This is a genomic window from Streptomyces sp. TAA486 (assembly GCF_000426165.1).
The window spans coordinates 147,094-160,426 of the sequence record NZ_AUEV01000001.1 but is presented as its reverse complement, the minus strand read 5'-3'; the positions used below and the strand labels follow the sequence as shown (position 1 = coordinate 160,426).

Sequence of the window (13,333 nt, the reverse complement as noted above, 5' to 3'; positions counted from 1 at the left end):
CCTCGCAGATCTCGGTCTCGTCCGCTTACTTTGCGGCCAGCTCGGCAGCGCGGTCGGCCGCACCGTCCATGGTGTCCACCTGCTGCACGAGCGGGTGGTCCGCATCCGTGAGGATCTTGCGGCCCAGCTCGGCGTTGTTGCCGTCGAGGCGCACGACCAGCGGCTTGGTGACGTCCTCACCCTTGCTCTTGAGCAGTTCGAGTGCCTGGACGATGCCGTTCGCGACGGCGTCGCAAGCGGTGATCCCGCCGAAGACGTTGACGAAGACCGACTTCACGTCCGGGTCGCCCAGAATGATCTCCAGGCCGTTCGCCATCACTTCGGCGGAGGCGCCGCCCCCGATGTCCAGGAAGTTGGCCGGCTTGACGTTCTTGTGCGCCTCGCCCGCGTACGCGACGACGTCGAGGGTCGACATGACCAGGCCCGCGCCGTTGCCGATGATCCCGACCTGGCCGTCGAGCTTGACGTAGTTGAGGTCCTTCGCCTTGGCGGCGGCCTCCAGCGGGTCGGCCGCGGCCTTGTCCTCCAGCGCCGCGTGGTCCGGCTGCCGGAACTCGGCGTTGGCGTCGAGCGAGACCTTGCCGTCCAGGGCGATGACCTTGCCCTCGCCCGTCTTCACGAGCGGGTTGACCTCGACGAGCAGCGCGTCCTCACGGATGAAGACGTCCCACAGCTTCTTGAGGACCTCGGCGACCTGGTCGATCAGCTCGGCCGGGAACTTCGCGGCCTCGGCGATCTCGCGCGCCTTGGTGTCGGTGACGCCCTCGATGGCGTCGACGGGGATCTTCGCGAGAGCCTCGGGCTTCGTCGCGGCGACCTCCTCGATCTCGACACCGCCCTCGACGGAGGCCATGGCGAGGAAGGTCCGGTTGGTGCGGTCCAGCAGGAAGGAGACGTAGTACTCCTCCGCGATGTCCGCGGTCTCGGCCAGCATGACCTTCTGGACCGTGTGGCCCTTGATGTCCATGCCCAGGATGGCCCTGGCCTTCTCGACTGCCTCCGCGGGGTCGGCCGCGAGCTTCACACCGCCGGCCTTGCCACGGCCGCCGGTCTTCACCTGCGCCTTGACGACCGCGCGACCACCGAGTCGCTCGGTCACCTCGCGCGCCGCCTCGGGCGTATCGATGACTTCGCCGGCCAGCACCGGTACGTCATGCTTGGCGAAGAGGTCCCTCGCCTGGTACTCGAACAGGTCCACGCGCGTACGTCCCCTTAATCAGTGGTTCGCGGTTGTCAGCGTGTCAGCGTGATCATGGGCGTGCCGCGAGGCCGCGGCGTCACGACGAGGCGCGGCATGTCCGCCTTGCAGGTTAGCCCCGCACCTGAGCGGTGCCTAAATTCCAGCTCACACCTGTGCGGTGACAACGGTCACAGCGGCACGTACATGTTGTGCGGACGGAATCTACGCGCCGCGCGCCCGCTTCCGCACTCCACGGGCTGGAACGCCAGGGCCGTTCCAGCGCGTTCGTTCGCCACGTGTGGGATGCCCGCGAAAGCCTCACCGCCAAGTGCCGCCCCGGCGAAGACAGTTCACCGGTCGGCCCGGCCTGCGTCACGTGGGAGGGCGCTCGGCCCGCCCGTACCGTCAACTCCGTCCGGCCACCGAACCGGGTTGCGCCACCGTGCTCGTAGCGTCCGAAGCCGTCACGAGGACGCGGACGCAACCCGGTTCATCGGCAGCCGTGCGGTCAGAGGGCCGGGATCGTCGGCGTGACCGGAAGGGCGGGGATCGAGGAGGGGATGATGCCGATGCTCGGGACGCCAGGGATCAACTCGGGTACCTCGATCACCAGGTCCTCCGGCAGCCCCGGCGCGGACGATGGGGCTGCCGGAGCCGGGATGCGGGACAGAGCGCCCAGGTCCTTATTCGAGGGAGCCGACGGCTTCTCGGACACGGCCGCACCGGCCTTCTGCGTGACATCCCTGATCGCCTTCCCTGAACTCCGCCTCGCCGCGTCCCCCGTCTCCTCCTCGTGCTGCGCGATGCGTCCGGTCTTCTCGAGAGTGTGCTGTGCCCCGTGCGTGATGCCCGCGACGGCATCCGTGCCGCCGACGACGGCCGCGCCGGCCGGTGCCTCGTTCGCCGACGCGCTGCCGGCAGCGCCTGCCAACAGCCCGGCGGCGGCTGCCGCGACGACGAATCCGCGGCGAACACTGCTGCTCAAGTGCATGGTTACCTCGATTGCGTGGTCGGTGGTGGTGAAGCGATGAGCGATGGGTGGAGATGCGGGGTGGCCCGACCCCCTTAGCCGGCCACCCCGCATCCCCTTACCGGCGGCTCAGAGGCCGGCCGGCACCTGGGGCGCGACGGGCAGACCCGGGATGTTGGCCGGGTCGGTCAGGTCGCGCTTGGTCGGCGAGGTGACGAGGCTTCCCACGTTCGTGACGGTGTGGGCAGCCAGCTTGTCCACGTTTCCGTGGACACCGGTGCCGGCCAACTCGTGCGCGTACACAGCGGAGTCGGCGGCGACGCCCTGGGCGAAGGTGCCCAGGTCACCGCTCGCGTCCTGCGTGAGGGCCGTGGTGCGGTAGTAGGTGCTCTCCACGAAGGGAGCGGTCGTGGACAGAGCGCAGTCGACGGTCTTGGCCGCGTCCACGGCGAACTGGTAGCCGGTGGCCCGCGCGTGCAGCGCGACGGGACGGACCGCGGGGACGTTGCCGGTGACGTTGTCGATGAGCGGGTGGGCGGTGGCGACGGTGTTGCGGACCGTGCCCACCGTGTCCTCTGCGTGACGGCCCTTGAGCACCGCGGTCAGCTGCTCGGGCCGCAGAGGCGCCGCGGGGAGGGCGCCTGCCAGCTCACCGGCGGACGGGGCGGAGGGCACCGACGGGACGGCCGGAACCGCGGGCACGGACGGGACAGCGGGAGCCGGCAGGCGGCCGGAGACGTCGTCCACGCCCGGAGCGGCGGGAACCGCGGGAACGGCCGGAGCGGTGGGCAAGGCGGGAACGCCGGGTGCGGCCGGGAGAACAGGGGCGGTGGGCACGCCGGGAAGTGCCTGGACCGAGGGAACGCCGGGCGCGACGGGCAGCCCGTCGGTGACCGGACGGACGTCCTTCTGGGCTTCCTTGATGGCCTTGCTGGCGTGCCCGGTCCTGTCGAACACCTGGCCCGCGGCGCCCTTGGCACCCTCGGCCGAGCCGGTGGCGTCCGTGCCGCGAAGCTTCCCGGTCACGCCGTCGGCGGCACCCGCGGGCAGGCCACCGGTGGGCAGGGTGTTGGTGGGCAGGCCGTTCTCGGGGATGCCCTTGCTCGGCAGCTCTTCGCGGACCTCGCCGGTCACGTCCTCGACCGTTCCGGTCGTCTCCTTCACGGTGTCCGTCGCGCGCCGCACCGTGCCGGCCACGGTGCCCTTGCCGTCCTCACCGGCCTTCTCGGTCTTCTCGACGGTGCCGCCGACGGCGCTGCCCGCCCCGGACGGCACGGGCAGCTCGGCCGCGGACGCGCCGGCCGTGCTCAGCGCCCATATGCCGGAAGCGGCGGCAGCGACCATCAGTGAACGTCGGATGTTCTTGCGCATGAGACGGAAGTCCTTCGAATTCAGGGGATCTTGAGCCCCGGATGCCGGACGGCGTGATCCCGATCGGGATCCGTGCCGCTGCTCCGGGGATTCGGGCGGGCAGACCTGTCCACCCCCGCGTGGCAGGTCGCGAGCGCGCGTCACGCGCTGCGCAGACGGGTGGAAGGTCTGCCCTAGCCGGGGAATTCGAGGACGTCGCCGGCGCTGTCGCGCGTCGGCGTACCGTCCGCGGCGCGCACGGCGCCGGACTGAAGCGGCCCGAAGTGCTCGGTGCCGGGCACCACCGCGTCGTGCTGGTGCGGGCCTCCGCGCTGGACCTGGCCGTCGCCGGCGTACTGCGACGCGCTGGGCGCGGGCACGGCGGGCGTGCGGTGGAAGGGAAGCCGGTCGGCGGGGCCTCCGTCGTTCCGGGAGATGCCGTCGTCGGCCGTCGCGGCGGCAATTCCGGGAGATGACGCCGAGGACCCCATGGCCCGACTGCCGTGCGTGCCCTGCCCGTCGGTGCGGTCGCCCGCGCCGTCGGCCGTGGCACCGGACGTGCCGTCCGTACCGATGTCACCGGCGTTGCCGCCGGCGCCGCCCGAGCCCTCGCCGACGCCGAGACCGAGGCGCCCGGGCAGTCCGCCCAGGCCCGACGGGACGGACGCGCTGTCGACGGCCTCGCCGACCGGGCGTGTGACCTCGCCGGTGCGGGAGGCTCCTTCCGCGACCGGGCTCACGACGTCCGAGGCCGTGCGCTCTGTCGCGTCCCGTACCTCGCGCCTGTGCTTCGCCGCGAGTTCGGCCTTGGTGAGAGCGTGCCCGGCCTTTTCCTTGCCGGTCTTGCTCGCCGTGGCTCCCGCGTCCGTGCCGGACGGTGTCTCGGACTTCACCAGTCCTGACGATGTTGCGCCGGCGTCCCGTACGTCGTGACCGGGCCCGGAAGCGGCCTGCGCACTGCCGCCGAAGACGAAGGCGAGAGCGAGGAAGCCCCCGAGGAAGAGGAACGTCAGCAGGGCCCGCCGCGCGGCGGCCGGGCGCGGCAGGCGCACGGCGGCAGGCACAGCTGAAACTGCTGACAAGGCAGGGGCCTTCCAGGCGGAGGGGATGCGGACGCGGGCTACTCAGGGGGCACAACTGCCCGCCGGGAACCCTGCGTTCCGGACAACGGAGATCCTTGCACGGACGCCGGTCCCCAACGCAACTGCCATCACAACTTGTTCACGTCGTGGCCACAGCGCTCCGCAGGGCCCGGCCATGACGTCTCCCGCACCACCGTTCCGCAGCTCCGCGGCTCGCGGGTCATTCGTCCGGGACCGGGAGGGGCCGCTTCTCGATGGCCGCCGCCATCACCTCCGGGAAGTGGTCGGGCGTGCAGGCGAACGCGGGAGCTCCAAGAACGGCGAGGGCGCTCGCGTGGGAGCGGTCGTACGCCGGTGCGCCCTCGTCCGACAGGGCGAGAAGGGCGACGAACTGCACGCCGGCCGCCTTCATCTGTGCCACCCGCTTGAGCATCTCGTCACGTATGCCGCCCTCGTAGAGGTCGCTGATGAGGACCACGACGGTCTCGGCGGGGCGGGTGATGTGCGACTGGCAGTACGCCAGCGCCCTGTTGATGTCCGTGCCGCCGCCGAGTTGTGTGCCGAAGAGCACGTCCACCGGATCGTCGAGCTCCTCCGTGAGGTCGACGACGCTGGTGTCGAAGGCGACGAGCCGCGTGTTCAAGGAGCGCATCGAGGCGAGCACCGCACCGAAGACGGACGCATGGACGACGGACGCCGCCATGGATCCCGACTGGTCGATGCAGAGGACGACGTCCTTCTTCACACCCCGCCACGCCCGCCCGTGACCGATGAGCCGTTCCGGGACGACGGTGCGGTGCTCGGGCAGATAGTTCTTGAGGTTGGCGCGGATGGTGCGGTCCCAGTCGATGTCCTGGTGACGTGGGCGGTGGACCTTGGCGGAGCGGTCGAGCGCGCCGGTGAGGGCGGAGCGCGTACGGGCGCCGAGCTTCTTCTCCAGTTCGGCGACGACCTTGCGCACCACGGCGCGTGCCGTCTCCTTGCTGGTCTCCGGCATGGCCGCCTTCAGCGACAGGAGCGTGCCGACGAGGTGCACGTCCGGCTCCACCGCCTCCAGCATCTCCGGCTCCAGCATCAGCGCGGAGAGGTTGAGCCGCTCGATGGCGTCGCGCTGCATCACCTGCACGACGGAACTGGGGAAGTACGTCCTGATGTCCCCGAGCCAGCGCGCCACTTGGGGCGCCGAGCCGCCGAGGCCGCCGCTGCGCTCGCCACGCCGCACCTGACCGGAGCCGGCACCGGGACCGCCCCCCGGGCCGCTGCCGTAGAGCGCCTGGAGAGTGCGGTCCATGGCCGCGTCCGCGCCGCTCAACTCGCAGCCCGTGCCGTCCGAACCGCCGGAGCCGCCGAGCACCAGGCGCCAGCGGCGCAGCCGTTCGTCGGCGGGGGTGAGCCCGCCTGTGTCAGAGGCCGAGCCGTGGGCGTCGCCGCCGCGTGCGTCGCACGGCGCCGGTGTCGCGGGGGCGGTACCGGCCGGGCCAGGATTGCCGGGCGCGCTGTCCGTGCCGGGGCCGGTCATAGGGGTGCCTCCTCCTGCTCCGTCGTGCGGTCGGCTCGCACCGCCGGTCCGAGCAGCAGGCGGAGAGTCGGCAGAACCGCGTCCGCGCGCGTCTCGTCCAGCCCGTACCCGAAGCCGGGCCGTACCGGGCGGAGCGGCGGCAGCGAACTGCCCGCGCTTCCGGGGCCGTTGACTCCTCCCGCTGCGTCCGCCGCCGTCGAGAGGCCGCCACGCCGCACGAGTTCGCCGACGGTGCGCCGTACGCCGGACTCGAATCCCGCGAACGTCCTGCGCAGCAGCGGCAGGACATCGGTGAAGGCATCACGGGGCACGGACGACAGCCAGCCGTCGATGAGGGCGAGCAATCGCTCGTCGTGCACGAGCAGCATTCCGCCTCCGGCCAGGAATCCCTCGATCCATGCCGCGGCCTCCGGCGGTGCCGTGCCCGGCGAGAGGGCGAGACTCATGAGCCGGCCGGCTTCCGTCTGCGTCAACTGGGCGTCGTCCAGCAGCAGTCGGACGCACCGGCCGCGGACCAGGCCCGGTATCCGGTCACGCGAGGCGAGCTTGCGCACAACTCCACGCCAGCGCGACTGCACTCCCCCCGCTGCGGCCCCTGCAGCCCGCGGGCCCGGCACCGTGGACGTCCCGGTCGGGGCGCCGGAGGGTTCGGCGCACGCCTGCGCCAGGAGCGCCATGGACTGATGGACGGCGTCGATGTGGTCGCGCATCCGGGCCGCGCCGTCCGCGTCCAGCCCCGCGCACGCGGGCGGAAGCCCCACGCACACGCGTTCCGCCAGCCCGAGGGCGACATGCGTGAGGGCCGCCGAGTCGGTGCCGCGCACATTGCCGTACCTCAGTGAACGCACCAGCGCGGGCAGCGCCTCGGCGAGCCTGCCGACGTCGGCGTCCAGCGCGGCACGGTCGGCGAGCGCCCTCATCACGATCCGCAACGCATCGGGCAGCTCCGCCAGCAGACAGCTCTCGGCCAGGGCCGTGACCTCCGCCAGGACGGTGGCCTCGGTCGCGCGGGACACTGCCTTGGCCGTCGCCGCGCCCTCCACCGTCGTGCCCCACACCCCCGCTTCCGCCGTACGCACCGACAACTCCGGTTCCCAGCACAGCCGCCAGCTCTCGCGGAACGTCCCGGTGCCGCCGGTACGGGAGCGCGCCGGCACCGCCCAGTCGATGTCCAGCAGGCGCAGCCGGTGCAGGAGCCGGCTGCGCGCCGAGTCCGTCTCCTTGCGCAGGTCGAGCTCCAACTCTCGCTCGGACGCCTCCGGTTTGAGCCGCAGCGTGCGCTGCTGCCTGGCCAGGTCCCGCTGGAGCGGCACGGCGGGCGCTCCCTGCGGCACCTCCCCCAGGACGTCTCCGACGACGAGCTTGTCCCGCACGAGGGCGAGCGGCACGTCGGAGCCCTCGCACATCACGGCCCTCACGGCGTCGAGGGTTTCGGTCAGGCCCGCCAGGGGTCTGCCGCGCATGGCGGCGAGAGAATCTGCCAGCCGGACGGCCTCGATGACGTGGGCCGAGGAGATTCCGTAGTCCTCGGCGCGCAGCAGCCTGGCCACCTTCGTCATCCACCGCTCGACGACCCGGTCGGGCGAGGCGAAGAGGTGCTCGTACCAGCCGGGAGAGGTGATGCCCGCGCCGTAGCCACTGCGGCGGGCGAGGCGCCGGTGCGTCCATGGCACCCAGGTGATCTCCGCCTTCACCTTCGGCAGGCCCTTGAGGGACTGCCTGTCGTCGGCGACCTTGGTCTTCGCCGCAAGCGCCGGCACGTGCCACGCTCCGCACACGACGGCGACGTCACCCGGCCCGAACTCCCGGACGGCGTCCCGCAGACGCAGCCGCATGTGGGACTCGCGCACCTGGTCGCGGCGGTGGCCCGCGTCGGCCTCCGCGGCCGGGTGGATCCCTTCGCTGCCGTGCTTCTCGCGGATTGCGGCCATGGCCTCACCGAGCACCGCGAAGGGGGCGTACGGATCGGAACCGGCCCGCGCCTCGCGGTGTTCGATCACGTCCTCCCACCACCGCTCGGCGTCGTCGTAGCCCGCGGCCTCGGCCAGAGCGGCGAGCGGATCGACGCGCAGCGATGCCCCGTTGCCCTGCCCGGCCGCGGCCCCCGGATCCTCGCGGCCGGGCTCCCCGTCGTCCTCGCCGGCCGCTGCGTCGTCCCCTTCGTCGGCGAGGGCGAGCGCGTGCGCGGCGGGAAGGTCGATGAAGCGGACCGGGACCCCGCGCCCGAGCGCCCACCTGATCGCGACCCACTCGGGGGAGAACGCGGCGAGCGGCCAGAACGCCGCCCTCCCCGGCTCGTCCAGGGCGTGGGCGAGGAGCGCCACCGGCGGACGCATCGCCTCGTCCCCCGCCAGCGCGACGATGCCGTCCGCCTCCGGCGGTCCCTCGACGAGAAGCACTCGCGGCTGCCGTGCCTCCAGGGCGGCGCGCACGGCGCGTGCCGACCCGGGCCCGTGGTGCCGGATGCCCAACAGCAGGGGCACGCCGCCTTGTTCGCCCACGGGCCCGTCGGTGACGACGTCCGCAGCGGTCACGGGGAGACCTCTCGGCAGGCGCGGTAGAAGTCCTTCCAGCCGTCACGTTCCCGTACGACGGCCTCCAGGTACTCCTGCCACACGACGCGGTCGGAGGACGGGTCGCGCACCACGGCGCCGAGCACGCCGGCGGCCACGTCGCCCGCCCTGAGCACCCCGTCGCCGAAGTGGGCCGCCAGCGCCATCCCGCCGGTGACGACGGAGATCGCCTCCGCCGTGGAGAGCGTCCCGGAGGGGGACTTGATCTTCGTGCGCCCGTCAGCCGTCACGCCCTCCCGCAGCTCACGGAAGACCGTCACCACGCGCCGTATCTCCGCCGTGCCCTCGGCAGCGGCCGGCAAGTCGAGGGAGCGGCCGAGCTGGTCGACGCGGCGGGCGACGATGTCGACCTCCGCCTCGGCCGTCTCGGGCAGCGGAAGGACCACTGTGTTGAACCGGCGGCGCAGGGCGCTGGACAGCTCGTTCACCCCGCGGTCGCGGTCGTTCGCCGTGGCGATGAGGTTGAAACCGCGCACGGCCTGCACCTCACCGCCCAGCTCCGGTATCGGCAGGGTCTTCTCGGACAGCACGGTGATCAGGCTGTCCTGCACGTCGGCCGGGATGCGCGTCAGCTCCTCGACGCGCGCTGTCATGCCCTCCGCCATCGCGCGCATCACGGGGCTGGGCACCAGGGCGTCGCGGCTCGGGCCCTGGGCGAGCAGCTGGGCGTAGTTCCACCCGTACCGGACGGCCTCCTCGGCGGTGCCAGCGGTGCCCTGCACCAGCAGCGTCGAATCACCGCTGACGGCGGCCGCGAGATGTTCCGACACCCAGGTCTTGGCGGTGCCGGGAACACCGAGGAGGAGCAGCGCCCGGTCCGTCGCCAGCGTGCTGACGGCCACCTCGACGAGCCGGCGCGGGCCCACGTACTTCGGCGTGATCACCGTCCCTCCCCCAGACTTCGTCCGGGAGGTGCCCCCAGGCAGCACGCCGCCGAGCAGATACGTGGAGACCGCCCACGGCGAGAGGCGCCAGCGCTCCGGACGCGGCCTGTCGTCCGCCGCGGCGAGCGCCTTCAGCTCGTCGGCGAAGGCGTCCTCGGCGTGCGGCCGCAGCGCGGGCTGCTTCGCGGCGTCCACGGCACTGGAATCGGTCACGAGTCCCCCTCCACACATGGCGGTCGATGTGCCTTCAGCGTGCACCCCGCCACTGACAGTCACCCCTCGCACCTACCCTGACCTGCGATGAAGTCCTGACGGAGCCGCAGCGGCGACGGATTGTCAGTGGCCGGCCGTACGGTCGGGACCATGACTGGACAGGGGGTCCGCTGGAGCGCGGAAGAGGTGCTGGCGCTCGCTCCTGACGACGCGTCACGCAGGGCAGGGAGCAAGCTGTCCTCGCCGGGCCCGTGGTCGGAAGCGGCGTCGGGCGACGGTGCCGTGTGGGGCCTGTGCAAGGGGAGCGGCAGCAGGCCGTACAGAACGGTGGTCGATCTCGGCGGGTACCGGGGCGACGGCGGTACGGACGGTGCGGCAGGCGGGGGCAGCGCCGGCGGGGGTCCGGGCGCGCTGAACGGGCCCGGATACAGCTGCAGTTGTCCCAGCCGGAAGTTCCCCTGCAAGCACGCGCTCGGGCTGCTGCTGCTCTGGGCCGGTGACCAGGCACAGGCCCAGGAGGAGCCTCCGGAGTGGGCCGGCGAGTGGCTCAGCGGCCGCCGCGAACGGGCTGCCCGCAGAGCCGCGGGAGGGGAAGCGGGGCGTGCCGACTCCGGGACCGCTGCCGGTGGCACGGGCAGCGGCGGCGGACGCCAGGCCGACCCGGATGCGGCGCGGCGCCGCGCCGAGCGACGGTTGCGGCGCATCACCACGGGCGCCACGGAGCTCGAGGAACGCCTCGCCGACATGCTGCACGGCGGTCTGGCCGGCGCGGAACAGGGCGGCTACACGCAATGGGAGGAGACGGCTTCCCGCATGGTCGACGCCCAGGCTCCCGGGCTGGCCGCACGCATACGGGAGTTGAGCGCCATCCCCGTCTCCGGCCACACGTCGTCGGAGGCCGAGGGTGCCCACGGGAGCTGGCCGGCCCGCCTGCTGTCGGAGTGTGCTCTTCTCCATCTGCTGAACCGGGCCGTCCTGTCTCTGGACGATCTCCCGGAGCCCCTCGCAGCGACGGTGCGCACCAGGGTGGGGCTCACCGTCGACTCCGCGGAAGTGCTGGCAGGCGAAACCGGCGACCCCGGCCCCGGCGGGTCCAGCGGCAGGATCCGGGACCGATGGCTGGTGCTCGCTCAGAAGGACACGGATGAGGGACGGCTGACGGCGAGGCGCATATGGCTCCACGGCCGGGAGTCGGGGCGTCCCGCGCTGCTGCTCTCGTACGCGGCGGGCGACCGCGCGCCCGAACAGGCCCTGCCCGTCGGCTCGGTGATCGACGCGGAGCTGGCCTACTACCCGGGGGTGCGCCCGCTGCGCGCCGCGCTGGGCGAGAGACACGCGGCTCCGGAAGCCGGCCCCGTACCGGAGGGGGGCACCGTGACCGATGCGCTGGCCTCGTACGGCCAGGCCCTGTGCGACGACCCTTGGCTGGAGGCCTGGCCGACGGTGCTGGGCAGCGTCGTCCCGACACTCGACGACCGCGGCGGGGGCGAGGCACGAGGCAGCGGGGGCGAAAGCCGCAGCGGCGGCGTCCGGCAACTCGCGGATGCGGACGGCCAGTTCGCGCTCCCCATAGCGCCCGGCACTTCGCCCGCGGCCCAGTGGAAGCTCATGGCTGTATCGGGCGGCCGCCCCGTCACGGTCTTCGGCGAATGCGGCCACAAGGGCTTCGCCCCGTACACGGCATGGAGCGAGGGGGAGGCGGTGCCGCTATGAGCGCAGCAACGGGCACTGCCCGGCGGGCGCGTCGCCGTGCCGAGCCGTCCACGGCCCGGCAGAGGGGAGCGCGATGAACGCGGTACCGCTGACCGAAGACGGCCCGGACAGTCCGGACGGCGCATGTGAGACTCCGAACGACGCCTGGGGTGAGCTCGTGACGGCTGCGCTGCTCGGCAGCGAGCGGCGCACGCCACCGGGTGGCAGCCCGGCGACTCTGCTCGACGCGGCTGCGGTGGCGACCGTCCGGCACCGTGCGGGGCTGCTTCCCGCGCCCGCCCGTGCCCGGCCCGAACCGGCGCCCGAGGACCGGCGGCCCGCGCTGCCGACCCCGGCCGCCGACCGGCTGGCGATGCTGCTCGCCGGACGTCCGGGGGCGAGCGGCCCCGGAGGCGGACGGCGGGGCGCGTCCCCCGACCTGACGGAGCTGCTTCCGCAGTGGCTCTCCGCCGCCAACGAGCACGGGTACCGCGCGCCGGACGCACAGCTGCCCGCCTTGCTGGACACTGCCCGCGCCCGTACCGATCTCCGCGCGGAGACGCTGGCGTTCGCGGGTCCGCGCGCGTTGTGGCTGGCACGCCTCAATCCGGACTGGAAGTTCGCGCTGCGCAACAGCGTGCCGCAGCACCGGGCCTCCCCTGGCGCCACGGCCCAGCCCGCGTCTGCCCGGAGCCGGCCGGACACGGAAGCGGCCCGACAGCTCTGGGACGAGGGGCTGTTCGCGGAACGCGTCGCCCTGCTGGACTCGCTTCGCCGCAGCGACCCGGCAGCGGGGCTGGCCCTGCTCGCCGGCACCTGGGCGACGGAGCGCGCCGAGGACCGGCTGATGTTCCTCGACTCGCTCCGCGAGGGTCTCGGCCCCTCCGACGAGTCCTTTCTCGAGCAGGCGCTCAGCGACCGTTCCCGTACGGTGCGCGCCACCGCGGCCGAACTTCTCAGCACACTGCCCGGTTCCGCGCTCGCCGCCCGCATGGCGGTACGGGCCCGCGCGTACGTCACGCAGGACCCTCTCGCCACGGGACCGCGGATAGCGGTCGAGGCTCCGCACGAGTGCGACGCGGACATGCAGCGTGACGGCGTGGTTCCCAAGCCACCCTCGGGCCGTGGTGAACGTGCTTGGTGGCTCGGTCAGTTGGTGGAGGCGGCGCCGCTTTCGGCGTGGAGCGCACAGTTCGGCGGGCGCGGCGCGCGGGAGATCGTGGACCTGCCCGTGGCGGACGAGTGGAAGCAGGATCTGCACGCGGCATGGTGCCGTGCCGCTGCGCGGCAGTGCGACGTCGAGTGGTCGCGAGCACTGATCGGGTCGCCGACGGCACCGCCCTCGGAGGGCCCGGGGGACGCGGCGAGGCTACTGGCGGTGCTTCCCGAGACGGAGCGCGCCGTGTGGGCCGCCGGATTCATCGAGTCTCATGGTCTGTCGGAGGCGTTCCGCATGCTCGGCGTGTGTGCGGTGCCGTGGGCGGAGACGCTGGGACGGGCCGTGGTGGACGCCCTGGAGATCGCACGGGACGCGGGCAGCTATCCCTGGAGCTTCAGCGGCGTGCTGGGGCTGGCCGAACGCTGCCTCTCGCCCGCGGACGCGAGAAGGCTGGAACCGCTGGCCGCGGTGCCGGACGAGCCGGAGGGCGGTTCACCGGGAGCGGGCGCCTACTGGGCGGAGGCATTCCAGCGGCTCGTGGCCACGCTGCGTCTGCGCGCGGCGATGCACGCCGAGCTGCGAGGAGTACAGGAAGGGCAGGGCGGACGCGAGGAACACGGCGAAGAGAAACAAGGCGAAGACGAGCAGGGGCGGCGGCGCGCCGTGGAGACCGACGGGCAGAGGTGAACGGACGGTCATCAGCCAGCGGTC

Annotated in this window: 9 protein-coding genes; 2 read left to right on the top strand and 7 right to left on the bottom strand. The window is 72.9% G+C overall.

The window, feature by feature from the left end; all coding sequences use genetic code 11:
• Positions 1-25: 25 nt before the first annotated feature.
• From sucC to I004_RS0100755, 7 genes are all read right to left on the bottom strand, one after another.
• The gene (gene sucC / locus I004_RS0100785; RefSeq protein ID WP_028433939.1) at positions 26-1,198 is read right to left on the bottom strand and encodes an ADP-forming succinate--CoA ligase subunit beta; all 1,173 of its coding nucleotides are present in this window, start codon (positions 1,196-1,198) and stop codon (positions 26-28) included.
• Positions 1,199-1,688: 490 nt separating this feature from the next.
• On the bottom strand, positions 1,689-2,165 hold the full coding sequence (locus tag I004_RS0100780; RefSeq protein ID WP_158676973.1) for a hypothetical protein: 477 nt from the start codon (positions 2,163-2,165) through the stop codon (positions 1,689-1,691).
• A gap of 114 nt (positions 2,166-2,279) precedes the next feature.
• Complete coding sequence (locus I004_RS0100775; protein WP_028433937.1) at positions 2,280-3,521, bottom strand: hypothetical protein; 1,242 nt, start codon at positions 3,519-3,521, stop codon at positions 2,280-2,282.
• 173 nt (positions 3,522-3,694) lie between these two features.
• Positions 3,695-4,564, bottom strand: coding sequence for a hypothetical protein (locus I004_RS0100770; RefSeq protein ID WP_028433936.1), 870 nt, complete (start codon positions 4,562-4,564; stop codon positions 3,695-3,697).
• 238 nt (positions 4,565-4,802) lie between these two features.
• Positions 4,803-6,101 (bottom strand): VWA domain-containing protein, encoded by a 1,299-nt coding sequence (locus I004_RS31320; protein ID WP_078510709.1) that lies wholly within the window; start codon positions 6,099-6,101, stop codon positions 4,803-4,805.
• Positions 6,098-8,635, bottom strand: coding sequence for a DUF5682 family protein (locus I004_RS0100760; protein ID WP_051344556.1), 2,538 nt, complete (start codon positions 8,633-8,635; stop codon positions 6,098-6,100). The genes I004_RS31320 and I004_RS0100760 overlap by 4 nt, the downstream gene beginning before the upstream one ends.
• Complete coding sequence (locus I004_RS0100755) at positions 8,632-9,789, bottom strand: ATP-binding protein (protein ID WP_106965221.1); 1,158 nt, start codon at positions 9,787-9,789, stop codon at positions 8,632-8,634. The genes I004_RS0100760 and I004_RS0100755 overlap by 4 nt, the downstream gene beginning before the upstream one ends.
• A 132-nt stretch (positions 9,790-9,921) precedes the next feature.
• Between I004_RS0100755 and I004_RS0100750 the strand changes: the two genes are divergently transcribed.
• Together I004_RS0100750 and I004_RS31315 are read left to right on the top strand one after the other, a co-directional pair.
• Positions 9,922-11,484 (top strand): SWIM zinc finger family protein, encoded by a 1,563-nt coding sequence (locus I004_RS0100750; protein ID WP_028433933.1) that lies wholly within the window; start codon positions 9,922-9,924, stop codon positions 11,482-11,484.
• A 73-nt stretch (positions 11,485-11,557) separates the two neighbouring features.
• Positions 11,558-13,309, top strand: a complete 1,752-nt coding sequence (locus I004_RS31315) for a DUF5691 domain-containing protein (protein ID WP_486579629.1) — start codon at positions 11,558-11,560, stop codon at positions 13,307-13,309.
• Positions 13,310-13,333 lie beyond the last annotated feature (24 nt).